Raw genomic sequence first — 19,333 nt, forward strand, 5'->3', positions numbered from 1 at the left:
GATCACAAAAACAATACCGCTGCTTGAGAACATATCGGCACTACCAATGTTCTCAAGCAGCGGTTTTTCCATTACAGCTTTTCCATTGGCAAGCCGCCAATGAGCATCAGCCGCACAGTACCTTTTGAACCAAAATCGATCATCACAGTGGCATGAGCGCCAACCCCATCAACGGTCAGCACCTTGCCCAACCCATATTTTTCGTGATTCACGCGATCGCCCACTGCCAGCTGCAATGAAGAGTTTTTCGTGCGTGCTGGAGGTATTGCTGACGACGTCGACACGCTTGGGCGCGATGCAGGCGTTCGCCGTACTCCACCGTAGCTGAAATCATCGTTGCTCCACGCTGGGGCTTGTGGCTCTTCTCGTTTCCATTGCACCAGCTCTGCCGGGATTTCTTCTAAGAATCGCGACGGCGGATTCGAGACTGAGTTTCCCCAAGAGGAACGCACCATCGCCCGGGAAACATACAAGTTTTTGCGCGCACGCGTAATACCCACATAGGCTAATCGACGCTCTTCGGAGAGCTCGGCTGGGTTGCCTAATGCACGCATATGTGGGAATTGCCCATCTTCCCAACCAATTAAGAACACAATTGGAAATTCCAAGCCCTTTGCTGAGTGCAGAGTCATTAAAGTCACCACAGCCTGATCCGCATCTGGAATCTGATCGGCATCTGCAACTAATGAAACCTTCTCTAAAAAGGCTTGTAAGGATCCCATTTCAGGTTGGCTTGGATCCTGCTCCAAGACAGAGCCATCCATCGTGGCAAAGGCGGCAAGGTTTGCTGCTTCGGAGGAAAACTCGCGGGCAACTGAGACCAATTCGTTTAAGTTATCCAGGCGCGCACCATCTTGTGGATCATTACTCTTTTCCAACTCGGCCTTATAGCCCGTAGCATCCAAAATGCGAGAAATAATTGCACCAATATCAGGCAATCCCGTCACCTCGGACACCATCTCAGCTGCCTCAGCACGTAAGTTTGCCATTAATTCTTGGAACCCAGCAATGGCATTTTTCGCCCGTGTAGCAAGCATCGTATTGCGACCTGCCACAACCGCATCAAGTGCTTCTGCAAAAGAAATCTGGTGATTTTCTGCATATAAGCTCACCACTGCAATTGCACGATCACCAATTGCACGTTTCGGAGTATTAATAATGCGTTTGAGTGCGACTTCATCCGCTGGATTATCAAGCACTTTCAAATAGGCGACGATATCGCGAATTTCTTTGCGCTCATAAAAGCGAGTACCACCAACCACCTTGTACGGAATGCCGGTACGCATAAACACATCTTCAATCGCACGCGAAGAATTATTCGTCCGATACATCACCGAAATATCGTTGTACTCAATACCCAGATCAGTGAGCGTATCAATTTCTTGCGCAATAAAGCGGGCTTCATCATGCTCATTATCAGCAACGTAGCCAATAATTGGCTCTCCTGCCCCATGATCAGTCCACAAACGCTTTTTACGACGATGCTGATTTTGCGCAATCACCGCATTGGCTGCCGACAAAATGGTTTGAGTCGAGCGATAGTTTTGCTCCAACAAAATGGTACGAGCTTGTGGATAGTCCCGCTCGAATTCTTCAATATTACGAATCGTGGCACCACGGAAAGCATAAATCGACTGGTCACTATCGCCAACCACGCATAATTCACTGGCATCTGCACCATCACCGACGAGCAAACTGATCATTTCATATTGAGCATGGTTCGTATCCTGATACTCGTCGATAAGCACATGCCGGAAACGCCTGCGATAATACTGTGCGACTTCTGGATGCTGCTTGAAAATCCGCACAACTTCGCCAATCAGATCATCAAAATCATAGGCCTTTGCGCCTCGCAAGCGTCGCTGATACTCCTGATACACCTGTGCCACGGTGGTGGTATACGGATTCTTGGTTTTTTCAGCCTCTGCTAACGCCTCATCCGGAGTGATCAACTCATTTTTCAGTTGCGAAATCGCACCAAGTAATACCCGCGAGGTAAATCGCTTCACATCCAGCTGTAAATCCTTGGCAATCATTGCCAATAAGCGCTTGGAATCGTCAGTATCGTAAATAGTGAAATTATTTGGAACTGAAGCAATATTGCCACCTTGTTCACGCAAAATGCGCACGCAGGTGGAGTGGAATGTTGAGACCCACATCTGTTGTGCCACTGGCCCAACTAATTGCGATACGCGCTCGCGCATCTCAGCAGCAGCCTTATTAGTAAAGGTAATTGCTAAAATCTGGCCTGGATACACGCCCCGCTGAGCCATTAAATACGCAATGCGCCGCGTCAGCACCGCCGTTTTACCAGAACCAGCGCCGGCAACAATCAGCAATGGACTGCCAATATGCTCAACCGCTTGAACCTGCTGCGGATTAAGCCCTTCAATCAGCGATTCGGCAGCCATGCTCGGCATATGCGCATGACCACTATGTGCACCCCTGCTTTGCGACGCCACGGATCGTTCAGCATCAACCGGCATACTCATTGGTGCGGTTTGCGGATAATACTCTTCTTCCGGTGGCCCAAACGCTTCTTCCTCAGGTGGTGCCTCTGGCAGTGGAATATCATCATAATCTTCAGCTGGTGGCGCATCAGGTATTCCAAGTTCATCCCAACCAAAGTCGAGTTGTGGTTGGTGTTGTTCACGCTTGCGAAATGGGTTCGTCATATTGTTATCCATAATGTATCCACCTTATACCACCACGCTAACACACGTTTGACCAGCAACTTTGAGAGTCATCCGCCGTACGATGCACGTCTTTACTGCACTGTTGCTACGCACTTTTGCGTACAAGTTCTATGCGCAAGCTGATACTACGTGGCACAATACTGTCATGACACGCAGAGATTTTGAAGTTCGCAGCCCGTCTGGCACTGATGATCCACTCTCTGATGCCGAGATTCAGCAATATCGGGAAGAAATCAATCGCTTGGATCGCATCATCCTAGATGCCGTAAAACGTCGCACAGCGATCTCCCGTGCGATTGGCAAAACACGGATGTCTGCTGGTGGTACACGACTCGTCCATACTCGCGAATTAGCGATTATTCAGCAATTCCGAGAAGAACTTGGCGTGGAAGGTCCAGCATTAGCGCAAATCCTCTTACGTATGGGGCGCGGGCGCTTAGGACATCTCACCGAAGATGACCACTAAGGTTCCTTCACCGCGTGGCTTCTTCACCGCGTCACGGTGTAAGCATCACCACATACGACGACGCTCCTGTCTCATCTATACCCACGGCTTGGCCGATTGTTTGAAAATACAATCCCCAGAAATCCTGCATCCGGCGCGGTCAGAGGCACAGATGATCAGCACAAAGCGGTCAGGGTGCCTAGGAAAAGAACCACATCTTCACCGAACTCACACGTGTCTCATCAGCCATGCCGACGAGGCGAAACTTACAAAATTGATGTGATGTTCTGCGCGAAAGATTTTTCAAGACCCCCATTTTGTCATTTATCGACTACCGTTAAGGGTGATGGTTTTTGCCCGTAGAGTGCAACCGCCTCACCATAGTTAATGGAACGAAACGAAATGGAGAACCCAGATGTCTCTCGATATCACGGCAACCCCAGAGTGGGCTGCATTGGATACAGCATATCAGCAGCTCACCACCAAGAATTTGCGTGAACTGTTTGCAGCTGATCCAGCGCGCAGTGAAAAATTCAGCTTTGAGGCCGCAGGTTTGCATGTGGATCTCTCCAAGAACTTGCTTGACGACGCTACCGTGCAGGCCTTGCTTGGTGTTGCCAAGGCCGCTGATCTGCAAGCTCGTATCCAGGACATGTATAGCGGTGTTCATATCAACAACACCGAAGATCGTGCCGTGTTGCACACTGCGCTGCGTTTGCCAGTGGAACAAGAGTTCACCGTTGATGGCCAAAATGTTGCTGAGGACGTTCACGAAGTACTCGGTCGCATGCGCGATTTCGCCACTGCGTTGCGTTCTGGCAAGTGGTTAGGCTATACCGGTCACACCATTAAGACTGTCGTCAATATCGGTATCGGCGGTTCCGACTTAGGCCCTGCAATGGCAACCAAGGCACTGCGCGCATACGCCACTGCTGGCATTTCTGCTCGTTTCGTATCCAACGTGGATCCTGCAGATATGGTTGCAGTTCTTGATGAGGTTGATCCAGAATCCACCTTGTTCGTGGTGGCGTCAAAGACGTTTACAACCCAAGAAACCTTGGCAAATGCCCATGCCGCAAAGCGTTGGTTGGTTGAGAAATTGGGTGCAGAGGACGCCGTCGCAAAGCACTTCGTTGCGGTTTCGACCAATGCTGAAAAAGTTGCAGAGTTTGGCATCGATACCAAGAATATGTTCGGTTTCTGGGAATGGGTTGGCGGCCGTTATTCCGTCGATTCTGCAATTGGCTTGTCGCTGATGGCTGTGATTGGCCCACGCGATTTCATGCGCTTCTTGGAAGGCTTCCATGCCATGGATGAGCACTTCCGTACCGCTGCATTCGAGGAAAATATTCCAGTGCTCATGGGCTTGCTCGGCGTACTCTATAACGATTTCTTCGATGCACAGACCCACGCAGTTTTGCCATATTCCGAGGATCTCGGTCGTTTCCCTGCATATTTGCAGCAATTGACCATGGAATCCAATGGTAAGTCGGTGCGTCACGACGGTACCCCAGTGACTGTTTCCACTGGTGAAATCTATTGGGGCGAGCCTGGCACGAACGGCCAGCATGCGTTCTACCAGTTAATTCACCAGGGCACCAAGTTAATCCCTGCTGATTTCATTGGTTTTGCGCGTCCAAAGCAAGACCTGCCAACTGCTAGCGGCGAAGGCTCAATGCATGATTTGCTGATGAGCAACTTCTTCGCACAAACAAAGGTGTTGGCTTTCGGCAAGACTGCTGAAGAAATCGCTGCTGAGGGCGTGGCTCCTGAATTGGTCAACCACAAGGTTATGCCAGGTAATCGCCCAACCACCACCATTTTGGCAGAAGAATTAACCCCTGCTGTCTTAGGTGCTTTGATTGCACTGTATGAGCACATCACCTATGTGCAAGGCCTGATCTGGGATATTAACTCCTTCGACCAATGGGGTGTTGAGCTGGGCAAGCAGCAGGCAAATGACTTAGCACCGGCTGTTTCTGGCGCTGAAGCAGTAGCCTCTGGCGATAGCTCAACGGATGCGCTGATCCGCTGGTACCGCGCACACCGCGAGGCATAAGTTCACACAGCCGTAGCTTTTTTACAGAAACCGCAGTTGCTATCTTCGTGCAACTGCGGTTTTTCCTATGGTTGAGGTTTGTGAGAAGCGCGATTTGAAAAGCTTGGCTTAGGTTAGCGTCGCATCTGCGCACAGGCGATGAATCCATGTCAGCATTGCAAGATGAAACGCTCGCATGCTGATTGCTTCTGGCACAACCATATCTGCTGCATGATACATCCCGGGCACTTCATACCACGTACAATCCGGCAGCTGAGCTGCATATTCACGTGCTTGGACATAAAACAAATCCAGATCACCAATACCAATCCAGGTAGGTGGCAAATGTTGAAAGTTTCTGTACGTACTGGCAGCTGCATAGGCTGGCAGTGCTGTTCGATCAAGCCCTCTTAGATAGCTCTTCCACGCATACTCATGCGCTGATGCCGGCCATAATGGCGAAAACTCCACCCCGAACTGATTCTTCGTTGGCTGCGGATCAAGCATCGGATACACCAATACTTGCCCAGTTACTGTCACCCCTGCATCAACCGCATGCTGGACGACGGTGGCTGCTAACCCGCCACCAGCTGAACTTCCTGCAACCACCAGGGCCGGTGGATTTTCTGCTGCAAGCAGTTCCAGTACCGCAAAACAATCATCATGTGCTGCTGGAAACGGATGCTCAGGCGCCAACCGGTACTCCACACTCACCACACGCATTTCTAAGACGTGCGCTAATATACTGCACCAATAATGATCTTGTGCGGCAGTTCCCATGATCAAACCGCCACCATGGATCCACAATAGAACAGGTAGGTTGGTTTGTTGGTCCTGCGAACGAGCAAGATACTCGTACCACACCACATTCGTTGCTGTTGTGTGTCGATGACACTGCACATCAGGGTGAACTGTGGTCGGCATGCCGGTTTGTCTATGCCACCATAATGTTGCTGGATCAGTTGGAAAAATTGTTTTCTTGGTGATCACGCGGCGTAATTCCGGCGCAATCTTGTCCAGCATATACAGGTATTCGGCATACATTGTGGTACTGATCCTTCCGTATTCAGCCCTGTTCAAATCGCCCTGGTGCCATAAGAAACGATTCGCGGCAGGGTGCCTTTCTATAATACCGCTGCTCAAGCTGCATGTTTTTCCCAGCATGGTAACAGCTGCTGGAAAGAAAAAACTTCCGCCTTATTCTGTGATTCTTGAGGATTAGGTGTACCCTCATGAAGTGTTCAAAAAATCAATTTTGGTTCCGTTTGTTGCTATTTTTCTCACCTCGTTAAATTTACGAGCCTTAGTAACCGCGCTAGCTCCCTTAATTCCGGAAGTCCAAACTTCCCTGGGGCTTTCCACTACCATCATTGGTTTTATTGGCTCACTGCCCTCAATTATGTTTGCACTCGCGGCCTTTGCATCACCGCGCATGCTCAAACAGCTTTCTATCGCACAAGTTTTAGCACTGGCAATGGCAGCCACCGGTCTGGCACAAATCCTACGCGTGCTCGGGCCTTCTACCGTTACCTTAATGGTTGGTACCGCAGCAGCCTTATTTGCCGTTGGTATTGCAAATGCAGTGATTCCACTTGCCGTGCGCGAATACTTCCCACATGCTGTTCCACGAATGACCATGATGTATCTGATCAGCATGCAAATCACCATGACCTCAGCACCGGTGGTTGTGGTACGTGATTTCATACCAAACTGGCAGTACGGCCTTGGCTTATGGGCTGTGTTTGGCATCAGTGCCGCACTTGCCTGGCTACCACTCACGCGGCGTGCACCCGTGCAACACACCGTGGTACCAGTTGAAACGCATCACCTGCCAGTATGGAAAACTCCAGTTGGTTGGGGTGTTGCAGTGATGTTTGGTTTTACTTCCTTTAATAGCTACATCCTCATGGCATTTTTACCGGCAGTTTTCGTTGATGCCGGTGCAAGCCAACAATTTGGTGGGGCTATGCTCGCACTCTGGGGATTAATCGGCTTAGTCATTGGTGTGGTTGGCCCATGGGTGGTTGGAAAATTCCAACGCGTCTTCCCCATCATTGTGATCGCTATGATCTCATTTATTGTTGGCAATCTTGGGCTCATCTTAAGCCCACTATCCTTGCCATATTTGTGGGTGATACTGTCTGGTTTTGGCCCATTATCCTTCCCAATTGCATTGACCTTAGTCAACGTCCGCGCCCGAAGCATGCAAGGTGCAACATCCCTTTCAGCCTTTGGCCAAGGCATGGGCTATACCATCGCGGCAACCGGCCCACTGTTAGTCGGCGCAATTTTTGATTTCACCGGCACCTACACCTTTATGGCATACGTACTCACCTTTGCCTCAGTTGCGATTGGTATGGCGGCTTGGTTTGCAACCAAACAGGTCTATGTTGAAGATCAACTCCATATCCCAGGTGAAGCAGTACACGTCACGAAGCTGCATTCGGCTGACAAGTCGGACACCACCAAATAAATCGTGCAGGTTGCGCTGGTCTGCCGAGTGCGGCTGAATCGGAACAATCATCCACCAGAATGGTAGCTCCGCAGCGTCGACAAGCTTGCCGATCACGGCCATACACATACGTAGTTGCCCCTGCCCTACGGACGCCAGTTGTGACTCGAATGCTAGAAAAACGATTGGCCCACAGCAACCTACGCGAAAGCTGCAAAATATCATCGACCGGGGCATCCTGGACCGTCGTTGCGGGATGGACCTTCGCCAGAAATAAAATCTCGCTGCGATACTCATTGCCAATGCCAGCCAGATTGCGCTGATCCAACAACGCCGTTGCAATCAGCCGTGTCGGTTCGCGTAGCAGGTTTTGCTTCGCGCGAAGCTGGCCAGAAGTGTTCCAATCATCGCCTAAAATATCGGGACCAAGATAGGCGATCTGCTGGTGATACTCTGTCGCAGGAAAAAGCTTGACGACGCCCAGCTGCCAGCCAATAAGTTCAATCGGGCCGGCAGGATCATGAAGCTGTAGTACCACTCTGGCGGTGTGGGCAGGTTTAGGCCACCGATCCCCAACACGGTGCATTGTCCAACTGCCGTCCATCTTCAAATGAGTTTGGACAATCAGCTGCTCAAATTGCATAAAAAGATGCTTGCCATAGGACCACACCCGCGTACATTGCAGTCCTGTCACACTTGCCTGCGCATAGGTTGGTACGCGAAACTGACTCTTGACCACCTGCCTGCCAACCATCCATTGCAAACGATGCGCCAACTGAAAAATAGAATCGCCTTCTGGCATGACACCCCCTTTGCATATGTAGTGTTGCACCAATTAGGGCCAGCCCCAATTGCACTTTTGGCAGCAAGACGAATCTGGATGCCCAAGTAAAATCAGAGCATTGGAATCACTGTGAGCATCACACTAGCAAATACCTTTTCCAAACATGGATCAGCATTGGTAGTGGCACACCAAGGGAGATCGCACATAACAACGCTCAAGTGCGCCACTTAGCGTAGGCGACGCCGCCACATCGAGCCTGAATTGCCTTGCACATCGTGTTCAGCTTGCGGTGATAACTGCGCCACTGCTTCGCTAAAACTTCTTCCCTTGGCTCTTCCAGTTGCCTGACTATCACCTGTCACAGAAGCTGATTTCCTTAATGAGGAAAACTGTAATCCAGATGGTGTCAGCACGCAGCCTGCAGCAAGAAATACTTCACGCACAGATGCCGATAATGCCGGTTCTCCATTCAATGTTTCAACCACCAGGCGCACCGGCGACGAGGCCACAAGGGCTTGCACAATCATTGCATAATACCCATCAACACCAGCTGGTGGATCAGCCACCCATAAGGTTTTTCCGCCTCGATACAGATAGGCGACCAATAACCCGTCGATAAGCACGCACACTGCGCCTGCAGAACGCGAAAGGCCAGCAGCCGGCCACGGCAAAGCTGCGCCATACGGCTGAGCGGGATCAACCGCTGCTAATACATACGCCTGAGGATTCGGAGCACCCGATGGCCAACCTGCAAGATCATCGGAATCATCCAGGGCGCGCAATCGATCAATCACCACTGGCGTGGCAAACTGCGCGGCACCTAATTGGGCAATGAACTGGCCGCGCAAGGCTTTGCCGGCTTCTTCGAATTGCGAAAGTACCTTATACACCTGCGCAAACCCACCGGTGACGGACTCTATACCAACGCCACCGCGAGTGACGACAGCATGCCGATCTAACCAAATTTCACCTTGCGCCAGCAGATCCTGCTGATCTTGCTCATGCGGTGTCGGCAATTTGGAAAAGCGCCCAACCATATCGACTGGCACAGCAACCTGGGTGCTGTGTGACAACCGATAGCTTCGCCCGCGACGCATACGCGTGCGCGCCGGGGTGCGGTTCGCTTTGTGCGCAGTGGTTTTCCCACTGGCTAGGCGAGCACGCAGTGGTGCGAAACTATCGAGGGTAATCTGCCCAGCATCAAAGAGCTCCCAAAGGCCATCGCGTATTTGGGTAGTAGAGAGTTGATCAGCAGGTGCTGCCATTGGTGGCACTTCAGACACAGATTGGCGAGCGCGCTGGTAAGCGGCACGCTCGTAAGCGTCGGAACTGTGGCGTCCGGTACTCGGCGCGTTGTGGGGTGCGGTTCCCGGCGCGCTGTGGTGCCCGGTACCCGGCGCGTGAGGTTGCGCAGCCCGCCCGGTCGCCGCTTCACTCACGTTTGTCGAGGCCACCATTTCACCAGCCACAGCTTCCGCTTCACCCGCGCTGCCCAAGGCAGCCACTTCCCTAACACCCAGCGGATTCGTAGCCAAAATGCGTGCGATCTGGCTAAATAAATAAAATCCGGTATCGCCAAAAGCAGCCAAAATTTGCTGTGCGGTTGGGCTGAATGGTTCGATGTGCTGGTTGTGTGCAACTATTGGCAAATCTTCAGCAGGCACCAACATCACCCAAGGATCAGCACTGCCTGCTTGCCCTGCACCAATGGCAATTACTTCGCCGTGGGCAAGAAGCTCATCAAGATCTGAGGGCTGATAATTCGCCACTCGAGTGGCAAAAATCCACTGCTCCCAGGCACTGGCTGGAATACGAATCCCTGCCAGTTGCTCAATAACTTGGTACACCCCATCAATGCCGCACAGTGTTGGTTGTTCGCCAATTGCCGCACAGTTGCCCCATTGCACAAGGAATCGCGCGTAGGCACTTTGCGATACCGGTGCGGTGCGTTGTCGTAATTGGTACAACGATTTGGATCGAATGCGTTGTAACACGTCAAGAGCAAGATATTCCTCTTCCACGCAATCCTGCTGGTAGCGACCTTTGACCAACACGCGTTGGCTAACGAAATCTTCCAGGATTTGATAGGCAACAGATGCCGCAATGCCCCACGCTTCTTGGACGTCACGCAGCACAAACGGCCCACGCGTGCGCACCCATCGTAGAAGCAGTTGGTGCAGCGCATCGGTAATACAGTCATCGGTTGCCGCTACATTTGGTGGCACAGGAATACCTAAACCATCGCGCAATAATGCAGCGTCTTGGCTTAGCGCTATATGCTCAACTCCGCGAATCCGCACTTGCATTAATTGCACTGGCATCAGTGGCCTAAGCTGTGCAATCCCAAGATCATCGATCGTGCGCGCAGGGATTGCTGTCAGTGGAATTGGCCCAATTGTGCGCACAATATCGACAAATTGTTCCGCCGTTTTTGCTTGTCGACGCTCATCCGTGTGTTGCAATTGCGCATGAACGTCCGAAATAATCTCTGGATCGAGGAGTTCTCGTAGGTCCAAGGTGCCAAGTAACTGGGCAAATAGGCGTGGATCAACTGCTAAAGCTGCAGCTTTTCGTTCCGCCAGAGGTTGGTCTTCTTGGTAGATAAACCCGCCTGCGTAGTCGAATAAAATCGCTGCCGCAAATGGAGATGGCTGCGTGGTTTCTACTTCAATAATTGAGATTTGGCGGGCATGTAAATTCTCAATCACAGTCTGTAATGTGCTCAGATCATATACATCATGCAAGCATTCCCGCATCGCCTCTAAAATGATCGGGAATTTTGGATAGCGCCGAGCAACTTCTAAAAGCTGTGCAGCCTTTTGCCGCTGCTGCCATAATGGCGAGCGTTTGCCTGGATTGTATTTCGGCAAGAGCAGGGCTCGCGCAGCGCACTCTCGAAAACGCGAGGCAAACAGTGCCGAGTTTCCCACATGTTCTGCCACCAGTAATTCAATTTCTTCACTTGGAATCATAAACAAGGAAGCATCTGGGATCCTGTCCGTATCGGGAAGTCGTAACACAATGCCGTCATCATGGCTGACAGCTTTGGCATCAATGCCCCAGGTGCGCTGGATAACCGCGTTAATGGCCAAAGCCCACGGCGCATGCACTCCCTTGCCATATGGACTATGCAACACAACTTGCCAGTCGCCTACTTCATCGCGGAATCGCTCGAGCAAGAATTGGCGTTCATCGGGCACAATTCCAGTTGCAAGTTGCTGATCCTGAACAAATTCCACCATTGCATCGCGTGCAAAGGCGTTTATATGAACGTCACTTTTCAGTGCTGTCGCAGGATCGGTAAGCAGGTGGCGTCGAAACGCTCCAATGGCTGCACCCAGTTCTGCTGGCCGACCAATCTGATCCCCCAACCAAAACGGCAATCGACTCTGCTGGCCAGGAGCTGCGGTGACAAGCACGCGATCTTTTTCAATCGCTTCGATTCGCCAGGCGGAAGCCCCCAGCGTAAACACGTCACCCACGCGCGATTCGTACACCATTTCCTCGTCGAGCTCACCGACTCTGCGCGCGCCAGCAGCACCACCTAACAGGTACACACCGAATAATCCGCGATCGGGAATCGTACCGCCAGAGGTCACAGCAAGCCGCTGCGCACCAGGGCGGGCAGAAAGCATGCCCGTGAGATGATCGTGCACAATGCGCGGGCGCAGTTCATGGAAATCAGTCGAAGGATACACACCACTTGCCAAGTCAATGACCGCATCAAAGACTTCCCTGCTTAAATGCCGATACGGATACGCTTGTGTGACGACGGAATACCAGTGGTCAACATTCCAGTCTTCCATTGCAACTGCTGCGATGGTATGTTGCACAAGCACGTCCAATGCTTGTTGCGGCACCTGAATCTGCTCAATCTCGCCGGTGAGCATGCGCTGAGCGGTAACGGTAGTTTGAATGATATCTGAGCGATGTTTCGGAATGCACAAACCATATGATGTTGCACCAACACTATGCCCAGCACGGCCGATTCGTTGCAGGCCCGCTGCAACTGAAGGTGGTGCTTCAACCTGAATCACAGCATCAATTGCGCCCATATCAATGCCTAGTTCCAGCGAACTCGTCGCAACCACCGCACGCAGTTGACCAGCTTTTAAGGTTGTTTCAATATCTTTGCGTTCATCTTTGCTTACTGAACCGTGATGGGCTCGTGCAATCGTTGTCTCAGTTGCTGGCAAAACGTCATGTGCTGCAATACGCAAGGTTGCATGTGGTGCATAAACTGTGTTGGTTTCACCTGCCAGCGGTTCACCTGATGTGTCAGCATCGTGTTCTACTGCCGCAGCGTCGGCAAGCATCAATGCATGACGTTCATTTAATTTTGCCGCTAAACGCTCTGCACTGCGCCGCGAATTGACGAAAATCAATGTCGAGCGATGCTGCATAATTTCCTGATACACAGTGGCTTCAATATGCGGCCAAATTGAGCCACTGCTTTTTGCCAGTGTCGATTGTTCTGCATCGGCATCTGGCAGTGGGGTTGCCAAGCCAAGCGGATCACTCAGCGTTGCACCACCAATTGGCGAACCTAGTTCAACCCCTGGCAGATCGCTCATGCTTGCTACAGGTGAGACCACCGAAATATCCCATTGTTTCTTGGCTTCAGGAGCAATTATTTCAACTGGATGCGCCCCACCAAGAAACTGCGCCACGGTTTCAAGTGGTCGCACGGTTGCCGATAACCCAATTCTTTGCACATATTGGGTGCGCACTGCAGCATGCGTACTCGTGGCTTGTTCATGACGCGCATTGCTTATCGACGCATCCACGGTGGGCTTGGCCGGATCTGAAATATCAATTGTCGTTTGCTGTGTGTCTGCGTGGGATGCTTGCTCGCGTTGCTGATGCGTTGCAACTAAATGCTCAAGCCGTTCTAAGGTGATCGCCAGATGCACGCCGCGTTTTGATCCAGCTAATGCGTGGATTTCATCAATAATCACGGTATGAACATTGGCTAAGATACCGCGCGCACGCGAAGTGAGCAGCAAATACGCTGATTCTGGAGTGGTAATCAAAATATCTGGCGGATTGCGCAATTGTGCTGCCCGCTCTGCTGCGGTGGTATCGCCAGAGCGCACCCCAACTCGAATATTTGGCATCGCGATGCCAAGTTCTTCTGCCATACGTTCAATGCCGATTAAAGGAGCGCGCAGGTTGCGTTCAACATCCACCCCAAGTGCCTTTAATGGCGAGATATATAACACAGAAACGCCGCGCGTGGACTGTTCACGCAAATTATGAGAGGGCAAATCCTTGCCGAATTGAGTGGTATTTGCCACAGGAAGTTGCAGTTGTGTGGCGGCGTCGGCAAGCCTATTTATGGACCACAAAAACGCTGCCAACGTTTTACCACTACCGGTTGGCGCTACTACTAAAGCGTTCTCACCTGCAGAAATAGCGCTCCATGCGGCTTGTTGCACCGGCGTTGGGGTAGCGAATACGTCTGTAAACCACCGACGCACATGTGGCCGGAATCTCGTCAAAATATCGTCTGTTGCAGACTTCTTCGGAGAACTCGACATGTTCAATTCCGCCTTACGCACTAAACTTAACAGGTATGACTGCTCAATTTGATGATGCCACTTTAACTTATCGCCTTGCCAAGGGTACCTGCGATATCCTCAAAGGTGTCCGTACCGTGGGTGTTCTTCGTGACCGCGCACTTGGCGACGCTGGCGATGACCTCGCCCAAAACTGGATCGCACGCGTGCTTGAGCAGCACCGTCCGAACGATGGTTTCTTGTCTGAAGAAGCTGCCGATAATGCAGAGCGCCTCGGCAAGGAACGCGTGTGGATCATTGACCCACTCGATGGCACCAAAGAATATGCTACTGGCCGCCAGGACTGGGCGGTACACATCGCACTTGTAGAAAACGGTGTCCCAACCCACGCTGCAGTTGGCCTGCCAGATCTCGGCGTTGTGTTCCACTCTGGTGAAGCTCGTGCCGTAACCGGCCCACTGTCCAAGCGCATTGCAATTTCGCATAACCGTGCACCAAAGGTTGCAACCTATGTTGCTGAGCAAATGGGCTACCAAGCAGAGCCACTTGGTTCTGCTGGTGCGAAGGCAATGCATGTTCTCCTTGGCGATTACGATGCCTATATCCACGCTGGTGGCCAATACGAATGGGACTCTGCTGCCCCTGTTGGTGTGTGTAAAGCCGCTGGTTTGCACTGCTCTCGCCTAGATGGCAGTGAACTTACCTATAACCACAAAGACACCTACCTGCCAGATATCCTGATTTGCCGCCCAGAGCTTGCCGACGAAATCATTGCGCACGCTCAGGCGTACCATAACGAGCACGGTAGTTACTAAATATTCACCAGCTTTCTTAAATAGGACTCGGAGGGATCTTCTTACAAAGGTTGCTCCGAGTTTTATTGTGCTTTCCTGGCTGTCCTGAACACTCCTGAACACTCCTGAACACTCCTGCACATTCCTGTACATTCCTGTACACTCGTGTACACTGTTTCGAGTCTGAAACAGCGCCGAATCTTGCAAGGATCATCGACATGAGTTCACCAATTGCCACCCCGTATGAAGATCTTCTGCGGAAGATCCTTGCCGAAGGTACGCATAAAAATGACCGTACTGGCACTGGCACCACAAGTTTATTTGCCCAGCAAATGCGGTTTAACCTGGCAGAATCCTTCCCGCTCATTACCACGAAAAAGGTGCATATGCACTCAATCGTTGGTGAACTCTTGTGGTTTTTGCAGGGCAATTCCAATGTCCGTTGGCTCCAAGAGCATGGCATTCGTATTTGGAATGAGTGGGCTGATGAAAACGGCGACTTAGGGCCAATTTACGGTGTGCAGTGGCGGAGTTGGCCAACTCCTGACGGCCAGCATATTGATCAGATCAGCCAGGCATTAGAACTACTCCAGCAAGATCCAGATTCACGTCGCAATATTGTCTCTGCCTGGAATGTTTCTGAAATTACCAATATGGCTCTACCACCTTGCCATTTGCTATTCCAGCTCTATGTTGCCGATGGCAAACTCTCCTGCCAGCTATATCAGCGCAGCGCCGATATGTTTTTAGGAGTGCCATTTAATATCGCGTCCTATTCCCTACTTACCCACATGCTTGCCCAGCAAGCGGGTTTGGAAGTTGGTGAATTCATTTGGACCGGTGGTGATTGCCATATTTACGATAACCACCAAGAACAGGTGCAGTTGCAATTAAGCCGCGAGCCACGCCCATATCCACAATTGGCCTTGCGCAAAGCACGCGATATCTTCTCCTACGATTTCTCGGATATCGAGCTTCTTGGCTACGATCCACACCCAACCATTAAAGGACAGGTGGCGGTGTAATATGTTGCATGCCATCTGGGCACAAAGCACCAACGGTGTCATTGGCGATGGCAGCAGCATGCCATGGCATTTGCCAGAAGACCTCCAGCACTTTAAACAAACCACCTTGCATCAGCCAATTATTATGGGCCGACGCACCTGGCTTTCCTTGCCATTTCGGCCTTTACCAGGCCGCGAAAATATCGTGTTATCGTCTCAAGCCCCAGGTGAATGGTCACAAGGTGCAACTGTTACAACCACGATTCCCGATACAGGCTGGATTATTGGTGGCGGCCAGGTGTATGCCGCAACTATTGATGCAGTTGCCACCATTGAACGCACCGTCATCGATCAAGACTTTGACCTTGGCGAACATGCCGTCTACGCCCCAGAAATCCCATCAACATTTTGCTTAACGACGCATTCCCCGTGGCTAATTTCTGCTTCAGGCTTACGCTATCGCTTTGAAACCTGGAAGCGTATCTAAAAGTCTCGGGAATAATAATCCCTCAATGCATGTTGCAAGAAGTATGAGCAAAGAACATATTACAATTCATCTGACTTCTTGGTGCCCGTTTTGTCAACGTCTCGTCGCTGATCTTGAACGCGAAAATATTGCATTCACCAGCATCGACGTTGATAACGATGCCGAGGCTGCAAAGTGGGTCACTTCTGTCAATAATGGCAACCGCGTAGTTCCAACAGTGCTCTATTCTGATGGCACCCACGCTACAAATCCACCAGCTGCAGCAGTGATCGCCAAACTCCAAGAACTCCAAGCCTAAATCACACAACCGGCCTTGAACACGAAAAAACGTTCAAGGCCGGTTTTTGCTTATAGTGCTGCGAATTGCTCGAGGTCGCGCACGCTTCCTGCGGCAATAATAATATCGCCTGACTCAATGCGCTGTTCTGGTGTTGGCGTCGAAAAGCGGCCACCTTGCTTGCGTACCGCTACGATCTCAATACCAGCTGGTGTGTTCGAAACATCTTTCCCTAAGAACGCAATCGGTGGAGCCAGCTTAATCATGGCGTAATCTGCGTCAAACTCCACGTATTCTTCTGCTGCACCACCAATAAGGTGGGCAATCCGCCGTCCGGTGTCGCGTTCTGGGCGAATGGTGTGATGCACTCCAATGCGTTTAAGAATCCGCTCATGCGCATCACCATCGGCTTTTGCCCATACATTTTGCGCGCCTAAGTCCATCACGGCTTGCGCAATGAGCACACTAGCTGCCAAATCTGAACCAATGGCAATAACCACACGCGAGGCTTCATGCACGCTTAGTTGCCGCAATGAAACTTCAGTGGTGCCAACGCATTCCACAACATGGCTGAGTTTTTCACTTGCCATGGCCACAACTTCACGGTTGGCATCAATGCCAAGGACTTCTACCCCTTGACGCTCGAGTTCAAGCGCTAATGCCATGCCGAAACGTCCAAGTCCGATCACCACAACCGACTGGCGGCGAAATAAATTAACCAATGAACGGCCTTTCTTCAGGATACGAATAGTAGCGTTGCTGATCGCGGGCTGCGAGTGCAGCAACAAGAGTAATTGGTCCAATACGGCCGGCATACATTAAGACAATGAGTACCAACTGCGCGCTGCTTGGCAGAAATGGCGTAATACCTGTTGATAGCCCCACCGTGGAAAACGCGCTAATGACTTCAAATGCTAGTTGAGCTGTTGTAAAGTGCGGCGCCACAATGAGTACTGTCATCATTGCCGAAAGTACCACCACCACTGAAATTGTAATGACCGATAATGCCTGACGAATCGTCCGTGGTGGTAAGCGACGTCCACGCACAGTCACGTCTTCGTTACCTTTGACTTCAGCCCAGACTACGGCAAAGATCACCGCAATTGTCGTAATTTTCACTCCACCGGCGGTTCCGCCGGAACCACCACCAATGAGCATCAAAATATTGGTTGCCATGAGTGCATTTGGGTGGAAACTTGAAATATCAATCGAATTAAATCCAGCAGTACGCGAGCTTACGGAATGGAAAAATGCTGAAAGCCATTTATCGAAGGTACTGAGTTCTCCAAGCACGCCGTTCCACTCGAACATAACGGTGGCAAGAGTGCCAAGAAGCAATAAAATTACGGTGCCGTACACAGTAAAGACTGTGGTTAAACCAAGTCGTGTTGGTGTCAGTATTTTTCGATATAACTCTAAGAGGGTGGGGAATCCTAAGCCGCCTAAAATAATGGCAACTGCCACTGGTAATAAGATGGTGGGATCGGAAACATACTGCATCATATTTGAGGTACGTAATCCAAAACCTGCATTATTAAATGCAGAAATGGCGTGGAAGGTTCCTTCCCAGGTAGCAGCCGGCCACTGGTAATGATAGGTATTGTGGAACCGTACGCTCAAAATGATGCCAATGATCAGCTCAACCATCACGGTAAAACTGATGGTTGCAATCAATAAGGTTTTGACATCACCGAGGTGCAGACCGCGTCCTTCCGCATTGGCATTTAATCGTGAACGCACACCTAGATTCCCCACAATTGCCCAACCAGCAATCGTGGCGAGGGTCATGATGCCAAGTCCACCGAGTTGCACTAATCCGATAATCACCAATTGTCCGAAATGAGACCAATATGTTGCGGTATCCACGACTGTCAGACCTGTTAAACATGCAGCAGAGGTAGCAGTAAACAGGGCCACCATTGGTTCGAGTTCAGAGCCATTTCGTGAAACTGGTAAACATAACAGACCAGTTCCCAATCCGATTAAGCAGAGAAACGATACAGCAACAAGTTGTGCTGGCGAATATCGAATTCGTTTCATGTTAGAAAATCCTAGCACTGCTGAAGTCTCGAATCATGCATGCTTGACAACTTCCATCGGCACTATTCCTGCAAAAATTGTGTCGCTGATACAGATAGGAAAGCCGCATACTTTTCATCGTCAAGTATTTCTTGCGATACGCAATCTTCCAGCTCAGCCAAGCATTTGCGAATCCTCCTGTGCGTCGTCAAGCATGTCTTGCACGCTACTCATCCGCAATGCACGTCAAGCGGTTGTGGCAACTCTCTGGCAGCTACTCTCAACAATCTGTGAGATATACCACCAGCTACATTACACTGTACTTTCCTACTATCATGCAGCCCTGATTGCTGTATCACGTAGGTGTCATGTAATCTCATGTGAGCAGATGCACGAGCACCGTTGTCTTGGTATTATACGTGTGTCATATACTCGGCCCTAGTAGCTCAGGGGATAGAGCACGGCTCTCCTAAAGCCGGTGTCGCAGGTTCGAATCCTGTCTGGGGCACTATTTATACTTTCGCCTTCTCCATTACGCTTTTGTGCGCACTTCCGTGGAGAAGGCGAATATTTTTATCACAGCAACCTGCACTCGACGATCCCCCATCCACACCACTTCATCGCACTTATCTACTAGGCATTATGCTGGTAGATCTTGCCTCACGTGCATGTTACAGTGCTCTATTTATCGGGCTCTTCGCGTTTCAGCGGGGAATTATACAAAACGGCGAAGGTAATTCATGCTTAGAGTGTGAACCAAAAGAATGAAAATACCTTCACCACTTATGATCCTACCGCAATCCTTGCTCGACTTGTAA

General features: G+C 50.8%; 12 protein-coding genes, 1 tRNA gene and 1 pseudogene. 8 read left to right on the top strand and 6 right to left on the bottom strand.

Features of this window, described 5'->3' with window-relative positions:
• Positions 1-71 precede the first annotated feature (71 nt).
• Positions 72-2,420, bottom strand: coding sequence for a DNA helicase PcrA (pcrA, locus tag NXS99_RS08600; RefSeq protein WP_259288279.1), 2,349 nt, complete (start codon positions 2,418-2,420; stop codon positions 72-74).
• Positions 2,421-2,841: 421 nt separating this feature from the next.
• On the opposite strand from pcrA, the gene NXS99_RS08605 reads away from it, so the two are divergent.
• Both NXS99_RS08605 and pgi read left to right on the top strand, forming a co-directional pair.
• Positions 2,842-3,162, top strand: a complete 321-nt coding sequence (locus tag NXS99_RS08605) for a chorismate mutase (RefSeq protein WP_259288264.1) — start codon at positions 2,842-2,844, stop codon at positions 3,160-3,162.
• A 394-nt stretch (positions 3,163-3,556) separates the two neighbouring features.
• Positions 3,557-5,200 (top strand): glucose-6-phosphate isomerase, encoded by a 1,644-nt coding sequence (gene pgi / locus NXS99_RS08610; RefSeq protein ID WP_259288265.1) that lies wholly within the window; start codon positions 3,557-3,559, stop codon positions 5,198-5,200.
• A gap of 108 nt (positions 5,201-5,308) precedes the next feature.
• Here the strand turns inward: pgi and NXS99_RS08615 are convergent, their stop codons facing one another.
• Positions 5,309-6,223 (bottom strand): alpha/beta hydrolase, encoded by a 915-nt coding sequence (locus NXS99_RS08615; protein ID WP_259288266.1) that lies wholly within the window; start codon positions 6,221-6,223, stop codon positions 5,309-5,311.
• Between the two features lie 193 nt (positions 6,224-6,416).
• Between NXS99_RS08615 and NXS99_RS08620 the strand changes: the two genes are divergently transcribed.
• Positions 6,417-7,652, top strand: coding sequence for an MFS transporter (locus NXS99_RS08620; RefSeq protein ID WP_259288267.1), 1,236 nt, complete (start codon positions 6,417-6,419; stop codon positions 7,650-7,652).
• Here NXS99_RS08620 and NXS99_RS08625 read toward each other — a convergent pair.
• Positions 7,609-8,433 carry a DNA-formamidopyrimidine glycosylase family protein gene (locus NXS99_RS08625; RefSeq protein ID WP_259288268.1) on the bottom strand — a complete coding sequence of 275 codons (825 nt, stop codon included), beginning with the start codon at positions 8,431-8,433 and terminating at the stop codon, positions 7,609-7,611. The genes NXS99_RS08620 and NXS99_RS08625 overlap by 44 nt on opposite strands.
• Before the next feature lie 2,210 nt (positions 8,434-10,643).
• Positions 10,644-13,955, bottom strand: a pseudogene (locus tag NXS99_RS09205) (DEAD/DEAH box helicase); the annotation flags it as partial.
• Positions 13,956-13,990: 35 nt separating this feature from the next.
• Between NXS99_RS09205 and NXS99_RS08635 the strand changes: the two are divergent.
• The 4 genes from NXS99_RS08635 to NXS99_RS08650 all read left to right on the top strand — a co-directional run bounded on the left by NXS99_RS08635 (position 13,991) and on the right by NXS99_RS08650 (position 16,517).
• Positions 13,991-14,749, top strand: a complete 759-nt coding sequence (locus tag NXS99_RS08635) for a 3'(2'),5'-bisphosphate nucleotidase CysQ (protein WP_259288270.1) — start codon at positions 13,991-13,993, stop codon at positions 14,747-14,749.
• Positions 14,750-14,946: 197 nt separating this feature from the next.
• Positions 14,947-15,753, top strand: a complete 807-nt coding sequence (locus tag NXS99_RS08640) for a thymidylate synthase (protein ID WP_259288271.1) — start codon at positions 14,947-14,949, stop codon at positions 15,751-15,753.
• A 1-nt stretch (position 15,754) separates the two neighbouring features.
• Entirely contained in the window at positions 15,755-16,219 is a 465-nt protein-coding gene (locus NXS99_RS08645) for a dihydrofolate reductase (protein ID WP_259288272.1), read from the top strand.
• A 43-nt stretch (positions 16,220-16,262) separates the two neighbouring features.
• Positions 16,263-16,517 (top strand): mycoredoxin, encoded by a 255-nt coding sequence (locus NXS99_RS08650; RefSeq protein ID WP_259288273.1) that lies wholly within the window; start codon positions 16,263-16,265, stop codon positions 16,515-16,517.
• A 50-nt stretch (positions 16,518-16,567) separates the two neighbouring features.
• Here NXS99_RS08650 and NXS99_RS08655 read toward each other — a convergent pair whose 3' ends face one another.
• Both NXS99_RS08655 and NXS99_RS08660 read right to left on the bottom strand, forming a co-directional pair.
• Positions 16,568-17,218, bottom strand: coding sequence for a TrkA family potassium uptake protein (locus NXS99_RS08655; RefSeq protein ID WP_259288274.1), 651 nt, complete (start codon positions 17,216-17,218; stop codon positions 16,568-16,570).
• A complete protein-coding gene (locus NXS99_RS08660; protein ID WP_259288280.1) occupies positions 17,211-18,527 on the bottom strand; it encodes a TrkH family potassium uptake protein in 1,317 nt (438 codons plus the stop codon). The genes NXS99_RS08655 and NXS99_RS08660 overlap by 8 nt, the downstream gene beginning before the upstream one ends.
• 423 nt (positions 18,528-18,950) lie before the next feature.
• Between NXS99_RS08660 and NXS99_RS08665 the strand changes: the two genes are divergently transcribed.
• A tRNA-Arg gene (locus NXS99_RS08665) sits at positions 18,951-19,023 on the top strand.
• The last annotated feature ends 310 nt before the right edge of the window (positions 19,024-19,333 follow it).

Origin of the sequence: Corynebacterium sp. HS2168-gen11 (assembly GCF_024834075.1) — a bacterium.
Taxonomy (GTDB): Bacteria; Actinomycetota; Actinomycetes; order Mycobacteriales; family Mycobacteriaceae; genus Corynebacterium.

Bases quoted from the DNA above. Each gene is read 5' to 3' on its own strand.
- NXS99_RS08650 (WP_259288273.1), top strand. From the start codon at position 16,263: ATGAGCAAAGAACATATTACAATTCATCTGACTTCTTGGTGCCCGTTT.
- NXS99_RS08605 (WP_259288264.1), top strand. From the start codon at position 2,842: ATGACACGCAGAGATTTTGAAGTTCGCAGCCCGTCTGGCACTGATGAT.
- pcrA (WP_259288279.1), bottom strand. From the start codon at position 2,420: ATGCCGAGCATGGCTGCCGAATCGCTGATTGAAGGGCTTAATCCGCAG.
- NXS99_RS08615 (WP_259288266.1), bottom strand. From the start codon at position 6,223: ATGTATGCCGAATACCTGTATATGCTGGACAAGATTGCGCCGGAATTA.
- pgi (WP_259288265.1), top strand. From the start codon at position 3,557: ATGTCTCTCGATATCACGGCAACCCCAGAGTGGGCTGCATTGGATACA.
- NXS99_RS08645 (WP_259288272.1), top strand. From the start codon at position 15,755: ATGTTGCATGCCATCTGGGCACAAAGCACCAACGGTGTCATTGGCGAT.
- NXS99_RS08635 (WP_259288270.1), top strand. From the start codon at position 13,991: ATGACTGCTCAATTTGATGATGCCACTTTAACTTATCGCCTTGCCAAG.
- NXS99_RS08625 (WP_259288268.1), bottom strand. From the start codon at position 8,433: ATGCCAGAAGGCGATTCTATTTTTCAGTTGGCGCATCGTTTGCAATGG.
- NXS99_RS08640 (WP_259288271.1), top strand. From the start codon at position 14,947: ATGAGTTCACCAATTGCCACCCCGTATGAAGATCTTCTGCGGAAGATC.